Genomic DNA, 23,897 nt, shown 5'->3' with positions numbered 1-23,897 from the left:
GGCCTCGTCGACACTTGCCAACCCTGGCAAAAGGCGCTATAAAGATGCTTCGCCGCGCGACAGGCAACTGACGCACGCTGAAAATTGACCGGCCGGCGCGCAATTTCCTGCCTTTCTGCTACGCAGTGCAGCATAAATTCGGCGCCCACGACGATAATCGATTCAAGCTGACCCAAGCCAAAGCCTTTTTCCGCCATGTCCGCTAAGTTTTACTTTTACTTTTTTAGCGATCTCACACCGCTGGCGGATAGGGAGGGACGGCTGTAAGCAGCGCCCCGAATACAAAAAAAACCGCCAGCGACCCTGGCGGTTTTTTTATACCTGTTTGTTTCCCCACCCACTCACGACCTCACAAGAATCCCGGAGCCATCATGCTGAAGAACACCGACGACCTGCGCATTCGCGAACTCAAGGAACTGCTGCCGCCCGCGCACCTGATCCGCGAGTTCGGCTGCTCCGAACAGGCTTCGGACGTGATCTACGGCGCGCGCCAGGCCATGCACCGCATCCTGCACGGCATGGATGACCGCCTGATCGTCATCATCGGCCCGTGCTCGATCCACGATACCCGCGCCGCGCTGGACTACGCCAAGCTGCTCAAGGTCCAGCGCGACCGCTTCGCCGGCGAGCTGGAAGTGGTGATGCGCGTGTACTTCGAGAAGCCGCGCACCACGGTGGGCTGGAAGGGGCTGATCAACGATCCGCACATGGATGGCAGCTTCAAGATCAACGATGGCCTGCGCACCGCGCGCGAACTGCTGCTGAACATCAGCGAGATGGGCGTGCCGACCGGCACCGAGTACCTCGACATGATCAGCCCGCAGTACATCGCCGACCTGGTCAGCTGGGGCGCGATCGGCGCCCGCACCACCGAGTCGCAGGTGCACCGCGAACTCGCCTCCGGGCTGTCGTGCCCGGTGGGCTTCAAGAACGGCACCGACGGCAACGTCAAGATCGCGGTCGATGCGATCAAGGCCGCGTCGCAGCCGCACCATTTCCTGTCGGTGACCAAGGGCGGCCACTCGGCGATCGTGTCGACCTCGGGCAACGAGGACTGCCACGTGATCCTGCGCGGCGGCAAGACGCCCAACTACGACGCCGCCAGCGTGCAGGAAGCGTGCGACGCGATCGCCAAGGCCGGCCTGGCCTCGCGCCTGATGGTCGATGCCTCGCACGCCAACAGCAGCAAGCGGCATGAGAACCAGATCCCGGTGTGCGAAGACATCGGCCGCCAGATCGCCGGCGGCGACCAGCGCATCATCGGCGTGATGGTGGAATCGCACCTGGTGGCGGGCCGCCAGGACCACGTCCAGGGCCAGCCGGTCGAGGAACTGACCTACGGCCAGTCCGTGACCGATGCCTGCATCGGCTGGGACGACTCGGTCAAGGTGCTCGAGGGCCTGGCCGAGTCGGTGCGCCAGCGCCGGCTGGTGTCGGGCAGCGGCAACTGATAGCGCCGCGGGGCCCGGGCCCCGCGCTCGCGCATACAACAAAAAAGCCGCTTCCAGGGAAGCGGCTTTTCTGCACTGGCGCGGCGGCGGCCGCGCGTTCTTACTTCTTCAGCACCAGGTCGCCAGGCAGCGACTCGATGTAGGCGGCCATGTCCTTCAGCTCCTTGCGGGTGAACGGGCGCGGCTTGCCGTCCTTGTCGGTCACGGCCGGATTGGCGTTGACCTGGCCGGCCATGATGGCATTGGAGCGGCCCACCAGCGGGTTGCCCGACACCTGGTACGACGCCAGCGCGTGGTACAGGTAGTCGGCGTGCTGGCCCGCCAGCTTGGGGTAGTCCGGCGAGATCGGGGCGTTCATGCCCGCGCCGTGGCAGGCCACGCAGGCACCCTTTTCCACCAGCGCCTTGCCGGCGGCAAGGTCGGCGGCCGAGGCCGGCATCGCGGCAGCACCCAGCACGAGTGCGCCGAGCGCGAACGAAAGCGTCTTGAGCGTATTCATGTGGGGTCTCTTACTTGAGGGAATTGTTCTGCGTGCCGGCCTTCTGCTGCGAGTAGTAGGCCGCCACGTTGGCGATGTCCTGCTCGGTCAGCGTCGCGGCGATGCCGCGCATGGTCGGGTGCTTGCGCTCGCCCTTCTGGTAGGCCTTGAGCGCGTTCTCGATGTACTTGGCGCTCTGGCCGCCCAGCAGCGGCACTTCATAGATTTCGGGGAATGACGCACGGTAGCCCGGAATGCCGTGGCACCCGATGCACATTGCAACCTTGTCCTTGGCAGCGTCTCCATTGCCCTTGACTTCCTGTGCCTGCGCAGCCGTTGCAGCCGCGCCCAGCACCACCATCGTGAGGAGCTTTTTCATTGTCTTTGCGGATTGGAAGTTAAACCGTGTGACCTGCCCTGCCGGGCGGAGACGGTTTCAGAATGCTGCTGCGGGGAAAACCAGGGCAGCCGGAGGGATTGCCGAGGTGCAACCCGCCAGACATGTCGCATCCGGTCTGTTGCCGGGATGTGGAACACCATTCTGGAACCACCTCTCGCAATCGCCGCGACCCGGAAGGGCCGCTGGGACTTCTGAACGCGGACTGCCGGATGCTGGGAGAACTGGACGTGGGGGCGCGTCAAACCGCCGCATTGTACCGCAGCCGGCACCTGCCAGTCCAGCAACCGGCCCGGGCCGCCGGTGGCCTGTCAGCGCGCCCCAACACGAACCGCAAAGGTCTTTTATACTGGCTGATCCCGGGAATCCGCACGACCGTTCGCGAATGCTGCCGCCAGCAGTGCGCGGGCGCCCTGCACCGGACCCTGTTTCCATAATGAAAGCGCGCATGACAGCGCGAAGAGACCGCGCCAAGCACGCCAACCCGGCCCTCGATCCGAGGCCGTCACCTCAGGTTGCCTCATGTCAAACATCGCCAACGCTTCCGCCCAAGCTTCCATCGCCCAGCAGGCCCGTTTCGAGGGCAGCGACCAGTATGTCGCCACCGACGACCTCAAGCTGGCCGTCAATGCCGCGCGCACGCTGCAGCGCCCGCTGCTGATCAAGGGCGAGCCCGGCACCGGCAAGACCATGCTGGCCGAGGAAGTCGCCGCCGCGCTGGGCATGCCGCTGCTGCAGTGGCATATCAAGTCGACCACCAAGGCGCAGCAGGGCCTGTACGAGTACGACGCGGTGTCGCGCCTGCGCGACTCGCAGCTGGGCGACGACCGCGTCCACGACATCCGCAACTACATCGTCAAGGGCGTGCTGTGGCAGGCCTTTGACGCCGACGAGCAGGTGGTTCTGCTGATCGACGAGATCGACAAGGCCGACATCGAATTCCCCAACGACCTGCTGCGCGAACTCGACCGCATGGAGTTCTACGTCTACGAGACGCGCGAACTGGTCAAGGCGAAGCACCGCCCGCTGGTGATCATCACCTCGAACAACGAGAAGGAGCTGCCCGACGCCTTCCTGCGCCGCTGCTTCTTCCACTACATCAAGTTCCCCGACGCCGACACCATGCAGCAGATCGTCGACGTGCACTACCCCGGCATCAAGCGCGAGCTGGTCGCCGCCGCCCTGGAATCGTTCTACGAGATGCGCAACCTGCCGGGCCTGAAGAAGAAGCCGTCCACGTCCGAACTGATCGACTGGCTCAAGCTGCTGATGGCCGAGGACATCCCGCCCGAAGCACTGAAGAGCCCGGACAAGAAGGCCGCGATCCCGCCGCTGCATGGCGCGCTGCTGAAGAACGAGCAGGACGTGCACCTGTTCGAGCGCCTGGTGTTCATGAACCGCGCCAACCGCTGAGGCATTGCCCGCCATGACTGCGTTCGTCAAACCCGTCACGCTGGTGGGCCGGCACGTCACGCTGGAGCCGCTGCGCGCCGAGCATGCCGAGGGCCTGCGCAACGCCTGCGCCGACGGCGAGCTGTGGAAGCTCTGGTACACCAGCGTGCCCGCGCCCGAGCGCATGGAGGCCGAGATCGCGCGGCGCCTGGCGCTGCAGGAACAGGGCTCGATGCTGCCGTTCGCGGTGCGCGATGCCGCCGGCGAGCTGGCGGGCATGACCACCTACATGAATATCGACGCAGCCCACCGGCGTGTGGAGATCGGCTCCACCTGGTATGCGCGCCGCGTCCAGCGCACGCCGCTGAACACGGAGTGCAAGCTGATGCTGCTGGGCCATGCCTTCGACCATCTCGACTGCATCGCCGTGGAGTTCCGCACGCACTGGATGAACCAGCAGAGCCGCGCCGCCATCGCGCGCCTGGGCGCCAGGCAGGACGGCGTGCTGCGCAACCACCAGCGCATGCCGGACGGCTCGTTGCGCGACACCGTGGTGTTCTCGATCATCGCCAGCGAATGGCCGGCGGTGCGGCAACACCTGCAATTCCAGCTCGACCGTCCGCGCTGAAGCGGCCGCCGACTGATAGCGAGGCATCATGCTGATCGATTTCTTCTTCTCGCTGCGCCACGCCAAGCTGCCGGTCTCGGTCAAGGAATACCTGACCATGCTGGAAGCGCTCAAGGCGCAGGTCATCTCGCCGTCCATCGACGAGTTCTACTACCTGTCGCGCATGACGCTGGTCAAGGACGAGAAGCACTTCGACAAGTTCGACCAGACCTTCGCCGCCTACTTCAAGGGCGTCGAGAGCCTGGTCGACTGGAAGTCCGACATCCCGCTCGACTGGCTGCAGAAGACGCTGGAGCGCGAACTCTCGCCCGAGGAAAAAGCCAAGATCGAGGCCATGGGCGGCCTCGACAAGCTGATGGAGCGCCTCAAGCAGCTGCTCGAGGAGCAGAAGGAAAAGCACGAGGGCGGCAACAAGTGGATCGGCACCGGCGGCACCTCGCCGTTCGGCCACGGCGGCTACAACCCCGAGGGCATCCGCATCGGCGGCCCGTCCAAGGGCAACCGCACCGCGATCAAGGTGTGGGAGACGCGCGCCTACAAGGACTATGACGACCAGGTCGAACTGGGCACGCGCAATATCAAGGTGGCGCTGCGCCGGCTGCGCCGCTTTGCGCGCGAAGGCGCCGACACCGAGCTGGACCTGGACGACACCATCCACTCCACCGCGGCCAACGCCGGCCTGCTCGACATCAAGCTGCGGCCCGAGCGCCACAACAAGGTCAAGGTGCTGATGCTGATGGACGTGGGCGGCTCGATGGACGACCACATCAAGCGCGTGGAAGAGCTGTTCTCGGCCACCAAGACCGAGTTCAAGCACCTGGAGTACTACTACTTCCACAACTGCCTGTACGACTACGTGTGGAAGAACAACCGCCGCCGCCACGCCGAGAAGCTGGCCACGTGGGACCTGCTGCACAAGTACACGCCCGACTACAAGATCATCTTCGTCGGCGACGCCACCATGAGCCCGTACGAGATCCTGCAGCCGGGCGGCTCGGTGGAGTACAACAACACCGAAGCCGGCGCGGTCTGGCTGAACCGGATGACCGAGCAGTTCCCGCACTTCGTCTGGCTCAACCCCGAGCCGGAAGGGCTGTGGCAGTACCGGCAGTCGATCACGGTCATCAACCAGCTGATGAAGGGACGGATGTATCCGGTGACGCTGGCCGGGCTGGAACAGGCGATGAAGGTGTTGTCGAAGTAAGGCAGCGCTGGCTGCTGAAGCGCGCAAGGGGCGGCATCGAGATGCCGCCCTTTTTTGTGCTCCGGCCTCAGCCCGGCCGCGCCAGGTCGGCCCCTTCCATCACCCATGCGCGGAACGTGCGCAGCGCCGGCAGGTGCTGCTTCTGCTCCGGATAGCACAGGTAATAGCCCTTCTTGGCCAGCACCTGGGCCGGATGCGCCACCACCAGCGCCCCTGTGGCCAGCTCTTCCTCGATCAGGCAGCGCGGGATCAGCGCGATGCCCAGACCCGACAGCGCGGCCTGCGTGAGCAGCGAGAACTGGTCGAAGCGCGCGCCGCTCCAGGCCTCGCGGGTCGGCACGCCCAGCGTGGCGAACCAGTCGGGCCAGGCTTCGGGCACGGTGGTGTGGTGCAGCAGCGGATAGCGCAGCAAGGCAGCGGGCGTGGGCGCCACGCCGCCGGGCTCGGACGCCAGCAGGCCCGGGCGGCACACCGGCAGCACCTCGCGCCCGGTCATGTAGTCGGCCAGGCTGCCGGGCCAGACGCCGTCGCCGAAGCGGATCGCGGCGTCCAGGTCCGGCTCGGAAAAATCGTAGCCCTGCGCGTGCGGCACGAATTCCAGCTTCACCTCCGGATGGCGCGCGAAGAACTGCGGCAGGCGCGGAATCAGCCACTTGGCGCCCAGCGTCGGCATGCTGGCGATATGCAGCACGCCGCCCCGCCCCTGCCGCGCCATCAGCTCGACGGTGGCGGCCTCCAGCTCGTTCAGGCTGGGGCCGATGCGCTCCAGGTAGCGCTCGCCCGCGGTGGTCAGCATCAGGCGCTGGCGCACGCGCTGGAACAGCTCCACGCCCAGGTAAGCCTCCAGGCTGCGCACCTGCTTGCTGACCGCGCCTTGCGTGACATGCAGTTCACGCGCGGCTACGGTAAAACTGTTATGGCGTGCCGCGGCCTCAAAGGCCTGCAACTCGGTCAGCGACGGACATAAGCGTCGCATAAATCACCTCTACTTCACGACCAAATGGAATGAGCTAAGGATTTTATTTCGTTTGCGGCGCGCTTGCTCGGGCGCGCAGAATCGTGAAATCCACTTTATTCCTCCCCTCGCCCTGGATCCCCCCATGCAACGTCGCCATCTTCTCCGCCTCCTGGCCGCCGCTTCGGCCGCCGCCGCTGCCGGCATCTCCTTCAGCGCCATGGCCCAGGCCGGCTATCCGACCAAGCCGATCACGCTGGTGGTGCCCTTCCCCGCCGGCGGCACCACCGACATCGTCGCGCGCATCGTCGCCGACAAGCTCGGCCAGCAACTGGGCCAGGCCGTGGTGGTTGACAACCGCGGCGGCGCCGGCGGCAGCATCGGCACCGCTTTCCTGTCCAAGGCGGCGCCGGACGGCTACACGCTGGGCATTGCCACGGCCTCGACCCATGGCATCAATCCGGCGGTCTACCCGCGCCTGTCCTACGATGCAACCAAGGACTTCACCACCATCACCAACCTGGCCTCGGTGCCCAACGTGATGAGCATCAACCCGGCGGTCAAGGCCACCGACATGAAGTCCTTCATCGCGCTGGCGCAGTCGCAGCCCAACAAGCTGGCCTATGGCTCGGCGGGCAACGGCAGCGTCTCGCACATGATGGGGGAACTGTTCAAGATGAGCAGCAAGACCGAACTGCTGCACGTGCCCTACAAGGGCGTGGGCCCGGCGCTGAACGACGCGCTGGCCGGCCAGGTGCAGGTGCTGTTCGACAACCTGCCGTCGTCGCTGCCGTTCATTGAAGGCGGCAAGCTGCGTGCGCTCGCCGTGGCAGCGCCCAAGCGCGTGGCCGCGCTGCCCAACGTGCCGACCTTCGCCGAACTGGGCCTGGGCGAAGTCAACGACGCCGCCTGGTTCGGCCTGATCGCGCCGGCCAACCTGCCGGCGGATATCCAGACCAGGCTCCACACCGCCGCGGTCAAGGTGCTGGCACTGCCGGAAGTGAAGGCCAAGCTCGAGAAGCTGGGCGCGACCCCGGTAGGCGATACGCCGGCGCACTTTGCCGCCCAGATCAAGAGCGAAGTGGCCAAGAACAAGCGCGTGGCCGCCGCCGCCAAGATCTCGCTCGACTGACTTTACGGCAACACCATGACCGACACCGACCGAACCACCGCGGACAGTCCGTTCTACCTGTACCAGCCCGAGGGCGAGCCCGCCGCGCTGTTCCTGGACTCGCCGCACAGCGCGACGACCTACCCGACGGACTTCCGCCCCGACCCCGCGCTGCCGCTGCCGCTGCTGCGCCAGGCCGAAGACACCTTTGTCGACGAACTCTACGCCGGCGCCCCGGCGCGCGGCATCGCGCTGCTGTGCGCGGGCTTCCCGCGCAGCTACCTGGACGCCAACCGCGCGCTGGAAGAAATCGACGAAGCCCTGCTCGACGCTCCCTGGCCCGGCGCCAGGCAGGAGACCGCCAAGACCCGGCTGGGCAAGGGCCTGGTCTGGCGGGTGCTGGACACCGGCGAGGCCATCTACGACCGCAAGCTGAGCGTGGAAGAAGTGCAGGCGCGCATCAACCGCTGCTACCTGCCCTATTACGCGCAGCTGCAGAAGCTGGCCGACCGCGCCGTGGCCAGCCACGGCAGCGCCTGGCATATCAACTGCCATTCGATGCCGAGCCACGCCGCGCCATTCGCCACCGAGTTCCCGGGGCTGGAGCATCCGGATTTCGTGGTCGGCGACCGCGACGGCACCACCTGCGACAAGCGCTTCACCGACCGGGTCGAGGGCGTGCTCAAGGAGATGGGCTACGACGTCTGGCGCAACCACCCGTACAAGGGCGTGGAGATCGTGCGCGTGGTGGGCCAGCCCCAGGCCGGCTGCCACAGCCTGCAGCTGGAGGTCAACCGCAAGCTCTACATGGACGAGGTGGGCCTCACGCATACCGCGGGCTTTGCCAGGCTGCGCCATGACCTGAACCTGCTGCTCGACGAGCTGCTGCGCTTTACGCGCTCGATGCCGTCGCGCGTGGCCTGATACCCGGGCCGGGGCTGCGCCACGCAGCCCCGCATAAGCTGCGGGTTCACCGCAGTTGTGCGAGACAGGGGATTCCTGCTAGCGCACAAGTCACTTGTTGCACGACATCATGCGTTAGAAGAATGGGTAACAAGATTTAGGAACTTTGTCAGATAGGTTTCCTCTATCATGGCATTCCTTTGCGAACCCATCTTGCCTGCCGGCCCTACGGCGCCGCGGGCAAACCCAAGAACGCACACACCGCTCACACCGTGATCCGACGAATCTCCGAACTGCTCGGCAGCCGGCTCCGCATGGTGGCTGCCGCAGTGGCCGGTGCGATCGCGCTGGCAGGCTGCGCCAATATGCCGGCCGAAGATGCCAGCGCCGGCCCGGCACCTGCCCCGGCACCCGCCGCCGCGCCCGCCCGACCTGCCGCCGCCGCCCCGGCACCCGCCACTCCCACGCCACCCACCAAGACCGTCACCCTGCCCGACCGCGGCCGCGTCAGCCTGTCCGAGTACCGGACCCGCATGCGCGAACAACTGATGAAGACCGAGAACGCCACCAGCGACGTGGCGGACTGCGCCGCCCACGCCAGCTGGGTGGTGCCGCGCTCGGCCACCTACGATGCCCTGAAGATTCCCACCGGCGCGCTCGCAGCGGGACAGGCCACGACCGAGCCATGGAGCGGACGCTTCTCGCCGGGCAAGCAGGCCGTTCCGGTCAGCTCGGTGGTCACCTTCGCCGCCACCGCGCACAAGCGCCGCGGCAGCGACGACTGGCAGCCGGTGAAGGTGCGCTGCGGTTATGACGACGGGATGATGCTGGCGTATGAACTGCTGGACAGCGGCGGCGCCACCATCAGCGAACCGGCTGCCGCGCCGGCCGTGCCAACTGCTACGCGCACTTCGGCAAGCAAGAGCCGCAATGGGGCCAAGGGCAAGAGCACGGCATCGAAGTCAAGCAAGGCGACGGCGTCCAGGTCGTCGAAGTCAACGAGCGCCAAGTCCACCTCCGGCTCGGCCAAGACGACCAGCAAGGCCAAGAAGAAGCAGTAACGCGATGGCGCCCGTGCGGGCGCTGGCTGTCTCCCCTCTCCCGCATGCGGGAGAGGGGAGACAGCCAGCAGCGTGCAACAGAGTCGCCAGCCTCAGCCCAGGTAGTCCAGGATAGCCTGCAGCATCGCCGTCCCCAGCAGCGCACTGCGCGCGCCGTTCCAGCCGACCGCCGGATCCGGCAGGTCGGCATTGTCCTTGAACGGCATTTCCAGTGTCAGCGCCAGGCAGCCGAAGGTATGGCCGATGTACTTGGAGGCCAGCTTGAGCGCATCCGCGTTGTACTTGCTGGCCGCGTAGCCGTGCACATCCTGGAAATCCGGCGAGACCCGCTTGAAGGCCTCGATAAAGCGCTGCTGCTCGCGCCGGCGCGCCTCGGTAAAGCCCGGCAGCATCTCGCTGCCGGCGACGAAGTTGTACGGCAGTCCCTCGTCGCCATGGATGTCGAAGAACATGTCGCAGCCGCTGGCCTCGATGGCGCGGCGCACGTGGTAGACCTCGGGGCTGGTATCCGGGCTCGGCGCCATCCACTCGCGGTTCAGGTTGGCGCCGGCGGCGTTGGTGCGCAGGTTGCCGCGCGCCGAGCCGTCCGGGTTCATGTTCGGCACGATGTGGAACACCGCGCGCTCCAGCAGCTTGCGCGCAACCGGGTCGCCCGCCCACATGCCGGTGCCGGTCAGGCGCTGCAGCACGCCTTCGACAAACCATTCGGCCATGCTCTCGCCCGGGTGCTGGCGCGCGATCATCCAGATGGTCTTCTTGCCGGGGCCGGGCTGGCCCAGCGTGACACGGGTCATGTCGCGCCCGTCCACGGTGCTGCCCAGGTGCGACAGCCGCGCCAGCGGCGAGCGCTGGCAGCTGGCCAGCAGCGACAGGTGGCGCTCATCCGGATACGGCTCGAAATACGCAAACCAGATGCTGTCGTGCTCGGGCGTGAATTCCACCGTCATCACCTGGCCGTCGAAGCGCGTCGGCACGCGGAACCAGTTGGCGCGGTCGTACGAAGCCACCGCGCGGTAGTCACGCCATCCGTCCGGGTAGGTGCAGTCGCCGGCGTTCAGGAAGTGCATCCGGCACGCCTGCCCCGCCGCGCCCTGCAGGCGGAAATGGAACCACTGGCGGAAGTCTGCGTGCGAGTCGGCGCGGATGCGCAGGCGGATATCGTCGGCGCGGTCGAGCGCCTCGACCTCGATGGCGCCGGAGTCGAATTGCGAAGAGATGTGCAAGGCGGCAGGCATGGCTGGCAGTCTCGTGGCGATGGGTTTCAGTCTTCCAGGCGGCGGCGGAACACCCAGCGGGTGGCATCCGAGGCCGCGGCGTCGAAGGCGTAGCCGTCTTCGGCAAAGCGCTTGAGCTTGTCCGGCTCGGTCACGCGCTGCGTCACGGCGTAGCGTGCCATGGTGCCGCGCGCGCGCTTGGCGTGGAACGAAATGATCTTGTAGCGGCCGCCCTTCCAGTCCTCGAACACCGGCGTGACGATCCGGGCCTGCAGCACCTTGGGCCGCACCACCTTGAAATATTCTTCCGAGGCCAGGTTGACCAGCACCGGCGCGCCTTCCTGCCTGAGCGCGGCCATGTCGGCGTTGATCATCTGCGTGACATCGTCGCCCCAGAACGCGTACAGGTCCTTGCCGGCAACGTTGTCGAGGCGCGTGCCCATCTCCAGCCGGTAGGGCTGCATCCAGTCCAGCGGGCGCAGCACGCCGTACAGGCCGGACAGGATGCGGATGTGCTTCTGCGCAAAGCCGAGGTCATCGGCCGACAGCGTCTTCGCGTCGAGGCCGTCGTAGACGTCGCCGTTGAAGGCCAGCACCGCCTGCTTGCTGTTGGCCGCGGTGAACTCCGGCGACCAGTCGCCGTAGCGCGTCACATTGAGCACCGCGAGCTTGTCGGAGATGTCCATCAGCGCGCCCACATCCTGCGGCGCCAGCTTGCGCAGGCGCTCGATCAGCGTGGCGGAACGGTCGATAAAGCGCGGCAGCGTGTGGGTCTTGAGGCGCGGGGGAGTCTCGTAGTCCAGCGACTTGGCGGGAGACAAAACGATGAGCATGGCAAAATCGCGGCAGTAGCCAAGGACAAACAAGCCAAGATTGTAGCGAATGCGCCTCGACACCACCGCAACCACCCTCTTCGCCAGCCCCGCCGGCGTCACATCAGCGCCGCGCGTGGTGCTGGACTCCAACATCTGGGTGGACCTGCTGGTCTTCCGCGACCCGCATGTGGAGCCTATCCGCACCGCGCTGGAGGCCGGCACCATCGCCCCGGTGATCCGCGCCGACTGCCGCGAGGAACTGCGGCGGGTGCTGGCCTATCCGCAATTTGCCCGCTTTGACGTCGATATCGATGCCGCGCTGGCCACCGTCGACCGCCTCGCCAGCCTGGAAGCCGCGCCGCCGCAGGCCGACTACGACGCCATCCGCCTGCCGCGCTGCAAGGACACCGACGACCAGAAGTTCGTTGAGCTGGCGCATTTTGCCGGCGCCGCCTGCCTGGTATCGAAGGACAAGGCCGTGCTCAAGCTGCGCACCCGCCTGCGCCGCAGCAGCGGCGTGGAAGTGATGACGCCGCCGGCCTTCGGTGCCTGGCTGGCCGCGCTTGGCGCCGCCAGCGCCGCCGATCCGCTTTAGAATGTCGGCTCCCGGCGCCGCCTCCCCGGTGGCGCCGCACGCCTGATCGCAATCCCCACCGCATCGACACGTTCGCATCATGTCCGCAGACACCACCCACACCCAGTTGACGCCGTTGTCCCCGCCGCCCTCGCGCCTGCCCGCCGTCGGCACCACCATCTTCACCGTGATGTCCGCGCTGGCCACCGAGAAGAACGCCGTCAACCTGGGCCAGGGCTTCCCGGACTTCGACTGCGACCCCAGGATCGTCGATGCCGTGACCGCTGCCATGCGCGCCGGCCATAACCAGTACCCGCCGATGGCGGGCGTGCCGCGCCTGCGCCAGGCCATCGCCGCCAAGATCGCCAGCCTCTATGGCCACCAGTACAGCTGGGACACCGAGATCACCGTCACCGCCGGGGCCACCCAGGGCATCCTGACCGCGATCCTGTGCGCGGTGCATCCGGGCGACGAGGTGATCGTGCTGGAGCCGTGCTACGACAGCTACCTGCCCGCGATCGAGCTGGCCGGCGCCACCGCCGTGCCGGTCACGCTGGAAGCGCCGGAATTCCGCGTGCCCTTCGACAGGCTGGCCGCAGCGATCACGCCGCGCACGCGCATGATCCTGATCAACACGCCGCACAACCCCACCGGCACGATCCTGCGCGCGTCCGACATGGACCAGCTGGCGCAGATCCTGGCCGGCACCGACATCCTGCTGCTCTCGGACGAGGTCTACGAGCACATGGTCTACGACGGCCAGCAGCACGCCTCGGTCTCGCGCCATCCTGAGCTTGCGCGCCGCAGCTTCGTGATCTCGAGCTTCGGCAAGACCTATCACGTGACCGGCTGGAAAGTCGGCTACGTGGCCGCGCCGGCAGCGCTGATGGCCGAGTTCCGCAAGGTGCACCAGTTCAATGTGTTCACCGTGAACACGCCGGTGCAGCACGGCCTGGCCGACTACATGGCCGATCCCGCGCCCTACCTGCAGCTGTCGGCGTTCTACCAGGCCAAGCGCGACTTCTTCCGCGCCGGGCTGGCCAACAGCCGGTTCAAGCTGCTGCCGTCGGACGGCACCTACTTCCAGTGCGTCGACTACTCGGCCATTTCCGACCTGAGCGAGGCCGACTTCGCGATGTGGCTGACGCGCGAGATCGGCGTGGCCGCGATCCCGGTCTCGGCCTTCTACACGCAGCCGCGTGAATCGGGCGTGGTGCGTTTCTGCTTTGCCAAGAAGGAAGAGACGCTGGCGCTGGCGCTGGAGCGGCTGGCCAGGCTGTGATGAAAACAAAAACGCCCGCGATGAATTCGCGGGCGTTTTTCACACATGCGGCAGTTCAAGCCGCTTCGCTTACTGCTTGCTGCGGCTCGCCATCAGCTCAAGATTGGCCTTGCGGTCGGCATTGACCTTCTGCACCGACTCACGCGCCGACAGCGTCTTCAGGTAGTCCTTGACCGGCAGGTCGGCCAGCAGGTCGGTGCCGTAGATGATCTTGGTGCACGACGACACCAGCGGCAGGTGTGCCGCGGCGGCGCAGTCGGCCAGCGTGAAGCTGTCGCCGGCGATATACGGCGAGAACTTCGCCAGCTTGGCGAAGGCCGGGACATAGCGCGTCAGCAGCTTGTGCTGGCGGTCCTTGACGCCGTCGCTGACCTTGCCGCCGAAGAATGCCTCGGGGTACAGCTCGCGCGCGGTCAGCTCCAGGTACAGTTCCATGAAGACGACGATCTCGCGCACCTTGGCGGCCTGGTACGGGTCGCCCGGCAGCAGCGGCGTCTGCGGATAGGCTGCCTCCACGTAGTCGACGATGGCTTCGGACTCGCACAGCGGGCCGGATTCGGTGATGATGTAGGGCACCTTGCCCGCGGGCGTGGCCGCCGGGTCGGTCTGGCCGATCCAGGCCAGCACCTCTTCGAACGGCACGTTCTTTTCCAGCAGCGCCAGCTTCACTTTGTTGTAGTAGTTGCTGGCGGCAAAACCGCAGAGCTTCAGCATGTCGTCTCTCTCCGTTATTGGGATGATCCCCGCATCGCACGGTGCGGATGTCGGGTGATTGTGGACCATCCGGGGTCTGCAGTGTACCGGCTGGCCGATCAGCGCACGCCGCCTGCCCCGCCAGACTGTTGCGGAAGGTGCAAAAAACGTACGATCGTGCTAATTTAACCACAACTTTTGGGGCAACTGATGAGCACTTTCACCATCGATACGCTGGGTATCGTCGGCACCGGCGCCATGGGCCGGGGCATCGCGCAGATCGCCGCGCAGGCGGGCCTGACCGTCAACCTGTACGACGCCAACCCGCAAGCCGTGGCCGCCGCGCGCCAGTACCTGCAGGACACGCTGGCCAAGCTCGCCGACAAGGGCAAGATCAGCGCCGCCGACGCCGAGGCCACGCTGGCCCGCGTCAAGCCCTGCGGCGCGCTGGAAGACCTGGCCGGCTGCGACATGGTGCTGGAAGCCATCGTCGAGAAGCTGGAGGTCAAGCGCGACCTGATCGCCAAGCTCGAAGCGGTCCTGCGTGAAGATGCCGTCATCGCCTCGAACACGTCTTCGCTGTCGATCACCGCAATCGCCGTGGGTTCAAAGCACCCGGGCCGCATCGCCGGCTACCACTTCTTCAACCCGGTGCCGCTGATGAAGGTGGTCGAGGTCATCGACGGCCTGTCGGGCAACCCCGCGGTGGGCGACGCGCTGATGGCGCTGTCGCGCCGCATGGGCCATACGCCGGTGCGGTGCAAGGACATGCCGGGCTTTATCGTCAACCATGCCGGCCGCGGCATGAATATCGAAGGCCTGAAGGTCGCGCAGGAAGGCGTGGCCGGATTTGCCGACATCGACAACATCATGCGCGAGCAGGCCGGCTTCCGCATGGGCCCGTTCGAGCTGATGGACCTGACCGGGCTGGACGTGTCGCACCCGGTGATGGAGTCGATCTACAACCAGTTCTACCAGGAACCGCGCTACCGCCCGTCGCCGATCACCGCGATCCGCGCGGTCGGCGGGCTGATCGGCCGCAAGGCCGGCGCCGGTTTCTATTCCTACGCCGATGGCCAGAAGCAAGTGCCAGCCGCCGCCGCGGTGCCGGGCGCGCGCCCGTCGAGCGTGTGGGTCAGCCACGCCAGCGAGCGCGGCCACGCCATGGTGACCAAACTGCTGGGCGCGCTGGGCGTGACCCCGGAAGGCGGCAACAAGCCGTCGGCCGACGCGCTGATCATCGTCACCCCGCTGGGCCTGGACGCCACCACCAGCGCGCTGCAGCAGGGCCTGGACCCGGCCCGCACCGTTGCCATCGACACGCTGCTGCCGTTCGAGGCCACCAAGCGCCGCACGCTGATGACCACCCCGGCCACCAGCGCCGCCGCGCGTGATGCCGCGCACGGCCTGTTCGCCAGCGACGGCGTTCCGGTCACGGTGATCCGTGATTCGGCCGGCTTTGTCGCGCAGCGCGTGCTCTGCTGCATCATCAATATCGCCAGCGATATCGCGCAGCAGCGCATCGCCACGCCGTCGGACATCGACCTGGCCGTCAACCTGGGCCTGGGCTATCCCAAGGGCCCGCTGGCGCTGGGCGATGCGGTCGGCCCGCAACTGGTGCTGGAGACGCTGCGCAACATGGAAGCGCTCACCGGCGACATGCGCTACCGCCCGAGCCCGTGGCTGTGGCGCCGTGCCGGCCTGGGCCTGTCGCTGCTGGCCGAAGAGCAGTAAGCCCGCCACGCCCCACCGACCGAGCCACGCCCATGCCCGCACAGTTGCTTTCCCACCGCGTCGATTCGACCCTGGTGCTGACCATCTCGAACCCCGAGGCACGCAATGCGCTGCACCCGGACATCTACGCGGCCTCGCAGCAGGCGCTGGATCAGGCCGCCGCCGATGACTCGGTGCGCGCGGTCATCATCACCGGCGCCGACGGCATTTTCTGCGCCGGCGGCAACCTCAACCGGCTGCTCGGCAACCGCAGCCAGCCGCAGGAGGTGCAGGCCGCCAGCATCGCCCTGCTGAACGGCTGGGTCGAGTCGCTGCACGCCTTTCCCAAGCCGATCATCGCGGCGGTGGAAGGCGCGGCCGCTGGCGCGGGCTTCTCGGTGGTGCTGGCGTGCGACTTCGTGGTGGCGGCCAGCAATGCCAAGTTCGTGATGGCCTATGTCTCCGTGGGGCTCACGCCCGACGGCGGCGGCTCGTATGAGATCGCACGCGCGCTGCCGCGGCCGCTGGCCAGCGAACTGATGATGGAAGGCAAGCCGATGGACGCGGCGCGGCTGGCGCAGTTCGGGCTGGTCAACCGCGTCACCGAGCCGGGCCAGGCCCTGGACGAGGCCCTGCGCCTGGCCGCTGGCCTTGCCCGCCAGTCGCCGCACGCCGTGGGCCGCATCAAGGCCCTGATCAACCACGCAGCCACGGCATCGCGCGCCGAACACCTGCTGGCCGAGCGCGACAGCTTCGTCGCCGCGCTGCACCACCCCGACGGCGGCGAAGGCATCAGCGCCTTCCTGGAAAAGCGCAAGCCGCAGTACCGCTGAAGCCGGGCGCCGGACGCCTGGCTTTACCCGAACGGCCAGCCCGCGACAGACAGGCATGCCGCACAATACAAGGAGACAACGCATGGAATTGCCGCCGTCCTCGCGTCGCCGCATCTACCTGATGCGGCATGGTGCCGTTTCATATTTCGACGAGGCCGGGCGCCCTGCCCTGCCCGAGATGGTGCCGCTGAACGAGACCGGCCGCATGCAGGCCACCGCCGCCGGCCGCGCCTTTGCCGCCGAACAGATCCGCTTCGACCGCGTCATCGTCAGCGGACTGCCGCGCACGGTGGAGACCGCGGAGCGCGTGCTGGCCGAGCTGCCGGAGATGGACGGCATCGTGCCTGAAGTCTGGCCCGCGCTGCAGGAGATCCGCGGCGGCGACCTGTCCGCGATTGCCGACCAGGACCTGCGCGACGCCTTCGTCGGCGCCTTCGAAGGCGAAGTCCCGGAACACAAGCGCTTCCTCAACGGCGAGACCATCGGCCAGTTCCTCGACCGCGTGCTGCCCGCGCTGGAGCGCCTGCGCGCCGATCCCGACTGGGACACCGCGCTGATGGTGCTGCACGGCGGCACCAACCGCGCCATCCTGTCGCAGGCCATCACCTGCGGGCGGCGCGTGTTCTTCGGCTCGCTGCAGCAGACCGCGGGCTGCATCAATGTGCTCGACATGGGCGACGGCCCGCTCGACTGGGTGGTGCGCATGACCAACTACTCGCCGCCCACGCCCGTGCACAGCGGCACGCGCCACACCACCATGGAAGTGCTGCTGCACCAGTATTTGCGCGGACGCCAGCCGCAGGGCTGAGCGCGCCGCGGACTTGATCGAATCCCAACCGATACCGAACAGAAAACCAACGGAGACAGCATGACCAGCAACGTATCGCACTTCGAGGGCACGCGCCCGGTGGCGGACCAGCAGCGCTTCGACACCGACGCGCTGGAAGCCTGGATGCGCCGGCACGTGGAGGGCTTTGCCGGCCCGCTGACCGTGGAGCAGTTCAAGGGCGGCCAGTCCAACCCGACCTTCAAGCTGGTCACGCCGGGCCAGACCTACGTGATGCGCGCCAAGCCCGGCCCCAAGAGCAAGCTGCTGCCTTCGGCGCACGCGATCGAGCGCGAATACCGCGTGATGGCCGCGCTGGCCGGCAGCGACGTGCCGGTGGCGCGCATGTACGCGCTGTGCGAGGACGAGTCCGTGATCGGGCGCGCCTTCTACATCATGGAGTTCGTCGCCGGCCGCGTGCTGTGGGACCAGTCGCTGCCGGGCATGAGCACCGCCGAGCGCAGCGCCATCTACGACGAGATGAACCGCGTCATCGCTGCGCTGCACACGGTCGACTACAACGCCATCGGCCTGGGCGACTACGGCAAGCCCGGCAACTACTTCCAGCGCCAGATCGAGCGCTGGACCAAGCAGTACAAGCTGTCCGAGACCGAATCGATCCCGTCGATGGACGCGCTGATGGACTGGCTGCCGCAGCATATCCCGCAGGAAGACGCCGACCTGACCTCAATCGTGCACGGCGACTACCGGCTCGACAACCTGATGTTCCACCCGACCGAGCCGCGCGTGCTGGCGGTGCTGGACTGGGAACTGTCCACGCTGGGCCACCCGATGGCCGACTTCAGCTATCACTGCATGAGCTGGCATATCGCCCCGGGCCAGTTCCGCGGCATTGCCGGCGTTGACTTCGCCGCGCTGGGCATCCCGGACGAAGCCAGCTACCGCCGCCTGTACGAGCAGCGCACCGGCCGCCCGATCACCGGCGACTGGAACTTCTACCTGGCCTTCAGCATGTTCCGCATCGCCGGCATCCTGCAGGGGATCATGAAGCGCGTGGTGGACGGCACCGCGTCGTCGGCGCAGGCGCTGGACGCAGGCAAGCGCGCGCGGCCGATGGCGGAGATGGGGTGGCAGTACGCGCAGAAGGCGAAGGGCTGACGCGGCAACTGCTGCAGCAAAAGAAGACGGGCGCCGAGGCGCCCGTTTTTCATCTGCATCGCGCGGCGCTCAATCCCCCAGCGCCACCCCTTCCCGCCGCGGGTCCGCACCACCGGCCCACACCACCTTGCCGTCAGGCCCCTGCTTGCGCATGATCGCCTGCGTGCCGCTGGTCATCTCGATCTCGGCCACCTGGTGGCCGCGCTGCTGCAGTGCCTGCACCAGGCCCGGCGACACCAGCCCCTTCTCCACCTCGGTCGGGCCGTTGCGGCTGCCGAAGTTGCCCATGCCGATGGCGGCCTGCACGTCCATGTTCCAGTCCAGCATGCCGACCAGGGTCTTGGACACATACTCGATGATCTGCGAGCCGCCCGGCGAACCGACCGTGGCGACCAGCTGGCCGCTCTCGCGGTCAAACACCAGTGTCGGCGCCATCGACGAGCGCGGCCGCTTGCCCGGCTGCACGCGGTTGGCCACCGGCTTGCCGTTCTCGCTCGGCACGAAGGAGAAATCGGTCAGCTGGTTGTTCAGCATGAAGCCGCGCACCATCAGATGGGAGCCGAAGTACGACTCGATCGTGGTGGTCATTGAAATCGCCCCGCCGCGGCCATCGACCGCAACGATCTGCGAGGTGGAAACGCGCGGCGGTGAACGGTCGGGCGCGTAGGCCATCGCCGTGCCCGGCGGCACCCCCGGCTGGGCCTTGCCCATGCTCTTGTCGCCGATCAGCTCCGCGCGTGTGGCAAGGTAGGACGGGCTGACCAGGCCGGTCACGTTGACCGGCACGAAGTCGGCATCGGCCACGTACAGGCCACGGTCGGCGTAGGCCAGGCGGTCGGCTTCGGAGATCGCGTGGACCGCGTCGGGATTGGCCTCCATCACCGCCGGCGTGTTCACGCCCTGCGGCTTGAGCGCGGCCAGCGCGTACTTGGGATTCTTGGTCTCGAGCGCCTGCAGCGTGCCCAGGATCTGCGCGATGGCGATGCCGCCCGACGACGGCGGCGGCATGCCGCAGATCTTCCAGCGCTTGTAGTCGGTACAGACCGGCACGCGCTGCTTGGCCCGGTAGCTGCCCAGGTCAGCCAGCGACAGCGAGCCGGCATTGCTGCCGCCGTTGACCTTGGCGACGATATCGCGCGCGATCGGACCGTTGTAGAGCACGCCGGCACCGCGCCGGGCGACATCGCGCAGGGTCTGCGCCAGCTTCGGGTTCTTCAGCACCGTGCCGGCCGGCTTGGGCTTGCCCTGTGCATCCAGGAAGTAGGCGGCCATCTCCGGCGAATTGGCCAGGAACTTGTCGGCCGCCACCTGCGTGTACAGCCGCTGCGAGATCGGGAAGCCCTTCTCGGCCAGGTCGATGGCGGGCTGGAACAGCTTGGCCCACGGCAGGCGGCCGTGCTTCTGGTGCGCCATTTCCAGCGCGCGCATCACGCCGGGCGTGCCGACGGAGCGTCCCCCGATCTGGGCCTCGCTGAACTCCATGGGCTTGCCGTCGGGGCGCAGGAACAGGTTTTCGGTGGCGCCGGCAGGGGCGGTCTCGCGGCCGTCGAAGGCCTGAACGTTCTTGCCGTCCCAGTACATGATGAAGGCGCCGCCGCCGATGCCGGTGGCCTGCGGCTCGACCAGCGTCAGCACGGCCTGCATCGCGATGGCGGCGTCGATGGCCGAGCCGCCCTGGCGCAGGATGGCGCGCCCGGCCTCGCTCGCCAGCGGGTTGGCCGCGGCAGCCATGTGGCGCTGCGCGTAGACGGTGGACATGCCCGGGCGATACCCGGAGGCAACTTCCGGGGCCGGCGGCATCGCGGCAGGCGGTGTCGTGGCCGACGGCGCGGCCGGTGCTGCGGGCGCGGCGGTCCCTCCGCCCTGGGTACCACAAGCACCGAGCAGCGCCGTCAGGGCAAGGGCCAGCGCGCCGCGCCACGCCATCGAAGAGAGGTCAGGGTGAGCCATGCGATATCTCCTGGGGAAGGATCAAACGATTGTAGTGGCGATCGGAGCATCCTGGGGCAAGAAAGTCTGACTGCCGCCACATGAGGGAGCCACATGCAGGTGCAAAAAAATTCTCCCGGCTTAACCCCGATCCCTCGCCAGCACCGTTTCATCGACAGGCCGTCATGACCGGGGTCCCGCCCCGCGGCCGCTCAGGAGAACAATATGCAACTTCGCGCACCGGCCGTCATTTCCAGTCTTGCCGCCGCCCTGGCGCTGTCGGCCTGCGGCGGGCATTCGCCGTCGCTTCCCCAGGAAGTGGCCCAGCCTGTGCCGCCGCCCGCGGCCCCGGCGCCCACGCACGACCACGCCGCCAAGGCTGGCCAGGTGGCACCCGCCATGGAAATGCGCGCCATCGCCCCGCGCGCCCCGCTGGCGATGCCCTACCACCTGCCGCCGCCGGCGCCAGCCGAGCGCGAACGCTACGGCGCCATCGAGGAAAACGGCGTCAGGCTGGTGGCGCAGGCGCCGGTATCCACCTTCAGCATCGATGTCGATACCGGCAGCTACAGCAATATGCGCCGCATGCTCAATGCCGGACGCATGCCGCCGGCCGATGCGGTGCGCGTGGAAGAGTTGCTGAACTACTTCCCCTATGACTATGCCCAGCCCGCCGACGTCCGCCCGTTCGCCGTGCATGCCGCGCTGGCGCCCGCGCCCTGGCACCCGGCCAATGTGCTGCTGCGCATCGGCATCAAGGGCAAGGACATGGCCAGCGCCGCGCTGCCGCCCGCCAACCTGGTATTCCTGGTGGATGTGTCGGGATCGATGAATTCGCCGGACAAGCTGCCGCTGCTGAAGTCCTCGCTCAAGCTGCTGGTGCACAAGCTGCGCCCGCAGGACCGCATCACGCTGGTCACCTATGCCAGCGGCACGCGCGTGGCGCTGCCACCCACGCCGGGCAGCGACAAGACCGCCATCAGCGCCGCCATCGACCAGATCGTGGCCGGGGGCAGCACCGCCGGCGCCAGCGGCATCGCGCTGGCCTACCAGGCCGCGCAGCAGAGCTTTATCGCCGGCGGCATCAACCGCGTGCTGCTGGCCACCGACGGCGACTTCAATGTGGGCGTGACCGACTTCCGGCAACTCAAGAGCATGGTGGAAGAGAAGCGCAGGTCGGGCGTGTCGCTGTCCACACTCGGCTTCGGCACCGGCAACTACAACGAGCAGCTGATGGAGCAGCTGGCCGATGCCGGCGACGGCGCCTATTCGTATATCGACAACCTGATGGAAGGCAACAAGGTGCTGGTCAGCGAGATCAGCTCGACCCTGGCCACCATCGCGCGCGACGTGAAGATCCAGGTGGAATTCAATCCGGCCACGGTGAAGGAGTATCGCCTGATCGGCTACGAGAACCGCATGCTGGCGCGCGAGGACTTCAACAACGACAAGGTCGATGCCGGCGATATCGGCGCGGGCCACACCGTGACGGCGCTGTATGAGCTGACGCTGGCCGGCCAGGCCGGGCTGGTCGATCCGCTGCGCTACCAGCCGGCCGCACCCGCGCCGGGGCGCGACGGCGAGCTCGCGCACATCAAGCTGCGCTACAAGCTGCCCGCCGCCAGCACCAGCCAGTTGATGGACATCACCGTCGCGCGGCAGGCCATCCGCCCGCTGGCGCAAGGCGATGACGACTTCCGCTTTGCCGCGGCGGTGGCCGGTTTCGGCCAGGTGCTGCGCGGCGGCAAGTTCACCGGCGACTGGCGCTACGCCGATGCCCACGCGCTGGCCCAGGGCGCCCGCGGCACCGACCGCTTCGGCTATCGGGGCGAGTTCCTCAAGCTGGTGGACCTGGCACAGAGCCTGGCCACGTCCAGTCCGGCCGGCGCCACCAGCGGCGGGCCGGCCGAGCGTGCGGCACGCTGACACCAGCCCGGGCCGCAAGCCGGCGCAAGGCGGCGCGGCAGGCTGTCGCGCCGCCTTGCGCTCTCCTATACTCGGGCGCATGCAGGCACCCGCCCCCGCCCCTTCCGCCGCGCCCGCAGCCGCCACGCCCGGCGCCGCGCTGTCGGCGCTGCCCGACCACGACCTGATGCTGCTGGTGGCGGGCGGCATCATCGAGCAGCCAGTCACCGAGCTGTTCCGCCGCCATAACGCCGGCCTCTACAACTACGTGGCCTGGCTATGCCAGGGCAACCGTGGCGAAGCGGAGGACATCGCGCAGAAGACCTGGGTCAAGCTGATGACCCGCTGCGGTGACTACCAGCCGGGCGCGGCGTTCCGCACCTTCCTGTTCCAGATCGCGCGCAATACCTGGCTCGACCAGGTGCGCAGCGCCGATGCGCGCCAGCGCGTAGCGCTGGACGACCAGCCAGCGGAGATGCCGGCCGACGACCTGTCGCCGGAAGCGGAGCTGCAGTTGCGCGAGCACGCGCACCACGTGCACCGCGCGCTGCTGCAGCTGCCCGTCGCCCAGCGCGAGGTGGTGGTGCTGCGCTTCTTCAGCGACATGAGCGTCGAAGAGATTGCGCAGATGCTCGGCGAGAAGTTCGAGACGGTGAAGAGCCGGCTGCGCTATGCGTTCGCGCGCCTGCGCGCAGACCTGGCCGGCAACGTGCCGGGCTCGCAGGAGACGCCGTCGTGAACGCGGCCGACCGCTTTATCGACGGCAAGGACCGGCTTTCAGCTCTGCTGCGGGACCTGCCCGCCTACGCGCCGTCCGCTGCGCTGGCAGAGTCGGTGCACGCGGCCGCACGTGCGGCACAACAGGAGGCGGATCGCCAACGGGCCGGCGCGGCGGCCCTGCCCTTCGCCGCGCCGCCAACACTGGCCACGGCGGTGCTGCAAGAAGCCGCGCGCCTGCAGGCGGCGCAGGCCACGCGACGCGATGCGCTGCTTGCGCGCGTGGCGTCAGGCGAGCCCGCAGCGGATATCCTGGGTGCCCCGGTCGGTGCCGCTGCCAGCGCGTGGCTGCAGGCACAGGCGGAGGCGGAGGCGGCAACACCGGCACGGGCAACACGGACAGCGGCGCAAGCCATGGCAGCGCGCGCCGCGCGCGCGCGGCGCTGGTGGCGCTCGCTGGGACTCGTGGCCAGCGTTGCGGCAGTGGCCGGGCTGACCACCAGTATCGTGCTGCGGCAGATCGATGACGGCGCACTGCTGCCGGCATCGGCGCCTGAACAGGTGTCCGCCCCGGCCGCGGCACCCGCCGCAGAGATGGCAGCAGCGCCCGCACCGCAAGCTGCGGCGGAGTCCGGGACGGCCGCGCCGGCAAACCCGCCGCCGGCGGCGAAGGCTGCCCCGGCCCCGCGGCGGGAAG

At 67.7% G+C, this 23,897-nt stretch carries 22 protein-coding genes and 1 pseudogene; 16 read left to right on the top strand and 7 right to left on the bottom strand.

Going from position 1 to position 23,897, the window contains the following annotated elements; all coding sequences use genetic code 11:
- The first annotated feature begins 371 nt into the window (after window positions 1-371).
- Window positions 372-1,451 carry a 3-deoxy-7-phosphoheptulonate synthase AroG gene (gene aroG / locus AC3WLE_RS17680; RefSeq protein WP_492320877.1) on the top strand — a complete coding sequence of 360 codons (1,080 nt, stop codon included), beginning with the start codon at window positions 372-374 and terminating at the stop codon, window positions 1,449-1,451.
- 100 nt (window positions 1,452-1,551) lie between these two features.
- Here aroG and AC3WLE_RS17675 read toward each other — a convergent pair whose 3' ends face one another.
- Complete coding sequence (locus AC3WLE_RS17675) at window positions 1,552-1,950, bottom strand: c-type cytochrome (protein WP_010809063.1); 399 nt, start codon at window positions 1,948-1,950, stop codon at window positions 1,552-1,554.
- Window positions 1,951-1,960: 10 nt separating this feature from the next.
- Window positions 1,961-2,308: a c-type cytochrome gene (locus tag AC3WLE_RS17670; RefSeq protein ID WP_010809064.1), complete on the bottom strand. Its 348-nt coding sequence runs from the start codon at window positions 2,306-2,308 to the stop codon at window positions 1,961-1,963.
- Between the two features lie 540 nt (window positions 2,309-2,848).
- On the opposite strand from AC3WLE_RS17670, the gene AC3WLE_RS17665 reads away from it, so the two are divergent.
- From AC3WLE_RS17665 to AC3WLE_RS17655, 3 genes are read left to right on the top strand one after another with little or no spacing between them, the layout of a single operon-like run.
- The gene (locus AC3WLE_RS17665; protein ID WP_492320878.1) at window positions 2,849-3,739 is read left to right on the top strand and encodes an AAA family ATPase; all 891 of its coding nucleotides are present in this window, start codon (window positions 2,849-2,851) and stop codon (window positions 3,737-3,739) included.
- Between the two features lie 13 nt (window positions 3,740-3,752).
- Window positions 3,753-4,346 (top strand): GNAT family N-acetyltransferase, encoded by a 594-nt coding sequence (locus tag AC3WLE_RS17660; RefSeq protein WP_492320879.1) that lies wholly within the window; start codon window positions 3,753-3,755, stop codon window positions 4,344-4,346.
- 28 nt (window positions 4,347-4,374) lie between these two features.
- On the top strand, window positions 4,375-5,550 hold the full coding sequence (locus AC3WLE_RS17655; protein ID WP_010809067.1) for a vWA domain-containing protein: 1,176 nt from the start codon (window positions 4,375-4,377) through the stop codon (window positions 5,548-5,550).
- A gap of 67 nt (window positions 5,551-5,617) precedes the next feature.
- Here AC3WLE_RS17655 and AC3WLE_RS17650 read toward each other — a convergent pair whose 3' ends face one another.
- Window positions 5,618-6,526, bottom strand: coding sequence for a LysR substrate-binding domain-containing protein (locus AC3WLE_RS17650; RefSeq protein WP_492320880.1), 909 nt, complete (start codon window positions 6,524-6,526; stop codon window positions 5,618-5,620).
- A 124-nt stretch (window positions 6,527-6,650) separates the two neighbouring features.
- On the opposite strand from AC3WLE_RS17650, the gene AC3WLE_RS17645 reads away from it, so the two are divergent.
- The 3 genes from AC3WLE_RS17645 (at window position 6,651) to AC3WLE_RS17635 (ending at window position 9,580) form a co-directional block, all read left to right on the top strand.
- Complete coding sequence (locus AC3WLE_RS17645) at window positions 6,651-7,637, top strand: tripartite tricarboxylate transporter substrate binding protein BugE (protein ID WP_492320881.1); 987 nt, start codon at window positions 6,651-6,653, stop codon at window positions 7,635-7,637.
- Between the two features lie 15 nt (window positions 7,638-7,652).
- Window positions 7,653-8,540, top strand: a complete 888-nt coding sequence (locus AC3WLE_RS17640; protein WP_010809074.1) for an N-formylglutamate amidohydrolase — start codon at window positions 7,653-7,655, stop codon at window positions 8,538-8,540.
- A gap of 251 nt (window positions 8,541-8,791) precedes the next feature.
- A complete protein-coding gene (locus tag AC3WLE_RS17635; RefSeq protein ID WP_492363584.1) occupies window positions 8,792-9,580 on the top strand; it encodes a BspC domain-containing protein in 789 nt (262 codons plus the stop codon).
- A gap of 92 nt (window positions 9,581-9,672) precedes the next feature.
- Here the strand turns inward: AC3WLE_RS17635 and AC3WLE_RS17630 are convergent, their stop codons facing one another.
- A complete protein-coding gene (locus AC3WLE_RS17630) occupies window positions 9,673-10,815 on the bottom strand; it encodes a M14 family metallopeptidase (RefSeq protein ID WP_010809076.1) in 1,143 nt (380 codons plus the stop codon).
- 26 nt (window positions 10,816-10,841) lie between these two features.
- Window positions 10,842-11,627 (bottom strand): peroxide stress protein YaaA, encoded by a 786-nt coding sequence (gene yaaA, locus AC3WLE_RS17625; protein WP_492357013.1) that lies wholly within the window; start codon window positions 11,625-11,627, stop codon window positions 10,842-10,844.
- 49 nt (window positions 11,628-11,676) lie between these two features.
- Here yaaA and AC3WLE_RS17620 point away from each other — a divergent pair, with 49 nt between their 5' ends.
- Together AC3WLE_RS17620 and AC3WLE_RS17615 are read left to right on the top strand one after the other, a co-directional pair.
- Window positions 11,677-12,204, top strand: coding sequence for a PIN domain-containing protein (locus AC3WLE_RS17620; protein ID WP_492321698.1), 528 nt, complete (start codon window positions 11,677-11,679; stop codon window positions 12,202-12,204).
- A 79-nt stretch (window positions 12,205-12,283) separates the two neighbouring features.
- Window positions 12,284-13,465, top strand: coding sequence for a pyridoxal phosphate-dependent aminotransferase (locus AC3WLE_RS17615; protein WP_492321697.1), 1,182 nt, complete (start codon window positions 12,284-12,286; stop codon window positions 13,463-13,465).
- Window positions 13,466-13,534: 69 nt separating this feature from the next.
- Here AC3WLE_RS17615 and AC3WLE_RS17610 read toward each other — a convergent pair whose 3' ends face one another.
- Window positions 13,535-14,179 carry a glutathione S-transferase gene (locus AC3WLE_RS17610; RefSeq protein ID WP_492357014.1) on the bottom strand — a complete coding sequence of 215 codons (645 nt, stop codon included), beginning with the start codon at window positions 14,177-14,179 and terminating at the stop codon, window positions 13,535-13,537.
- A gap of 189 nt (window positions 14,180-14,368) precedes the next feature.
- Between AC3WLE_RS17610 and AC3WLE_RS17605 the strand changes: the two genes are divergently transcribed.
- The 4 genes from AC3WLE_RS17605 (at window position 14,369) to AC3WLE_RS17590 (ending at window position 18,649) form a co-directional block, all read left to right on the top strand.
- A complete protein-coding gene (locus AC3WLE_RS17605; RefSeq protein ID WP_492357015.1) occupies window positions 14,369-15,892 on the top strand; it encodes a 3-hydroxyacyl-CoA dehydrogenase in 1,524 nt (507 codons plus the stop codon).
- 32 nt (window positions 15,893-15,924) lie between these two features.
- Window positions 15,925-16,704: an oxepin-CoA hydrolase, alternative type gene (locus AC3WLE_RS17600; RefSeq protein WP_492352050.1), complete on the top strand. Its 780-nt coding sequence runs from the start codon at window positions 15,925-15,927 to the stop codon at window positions 16,702-16,704.
- Between the two features lie 82 nt (window positions 16,705-16,786).
- Window positions 16,787-17,512, top strand: a complete 726-nt coding sequence (locus AC3WLE_RS17595) for a histidine phosphatase family protein (RefSeq protein ID WP_492357016.1) — start codon at window positions 16,787-16,789, stop codon at window positions 17,510-17,512.
- Between the two features lie 60 nt (window positions 17,513-17,572).
- A complete protein-coding gene (locus AC3WLE_RS17590; protein ID WP_492352049.1) occupies window positions 17,573-18,649 on the top strand; it encodes a phosphotransferase in 1,077 nt (358 codons plus the stop codon).
- 69 nt (window positions 18,650-18,718) lie between these two features.
- Here AC3WLE_RS17590 and ggt read toward each other — a convergent pair whose 3' ends face one another.
- Window positions 18,719-20,599 carry a gamma-glutamyltransferase gene (gene ggt / locus AC3WLE_RS17585; protein ID WP_037024366.1) on the bottom strand — a complete coding sequence of 627 codons (1,881 nt, stop codon included), beginning with the start codon at window positions 20,597-20,599 and terminating at the stop codon, window positions 18,719-18,721.
- 204 nt (window positions 20,600-20,803) lie between these two features.
- Here ggt and AC3WLE_RS17580 point away from each other — a divergent pair, with 204 nt between their 5' ends.
- From AC3WLE_RS17580 to AC3WLE_RS17570, 3 genes and pseudogenes are all read left to right on the top strand, one after another.
- The gene (locus tag AC3WLE_RS17580; protein WP_492357017.1) at window positions 20,804-22,504 is read left to right on the top strand and encodes a vWA domain-containing protein; all 1,701 of its coding nucleotides are present in this window, start codon (window positions 20,804-20,806) and stop codon (window positions 22,502-22,504) included.
- A 79-nt stretch (window positions 22,505-22,583) separates the two neighbouring features.
- The gene (locus AC3WLE_RS17575; protein ID WP_492321692.1) at window positions 22,584-23,222 is read left to right on the top strand and encodes a sigma-70 family RNA polymerase sigma factor; all 639 of its coding nucleotides are present in this window, start codon (window positions 22,584-22,586) and stop codon (window positions 23,220-23,222) included.
- Window positions 23,219-23,897 (top strand): annotated as a pseudogene (locus AC3WLE_RS17570) (hypothetical protein); the annotation flags it as partial. The gene AC3WLE_RS17575 and the pseudogene AC3WLE_RS17570, both read left to right, overlap by 4 nt.

This window comes from Cupriavidus sp. FW306-1B-F12B (genome assembly GCF_058781795.1).
The sequence above is the reverse complement of the archived record's forward strand: the minus strand, read 5'-3'. Positions and strand labels throughout refer to the sequence as shown.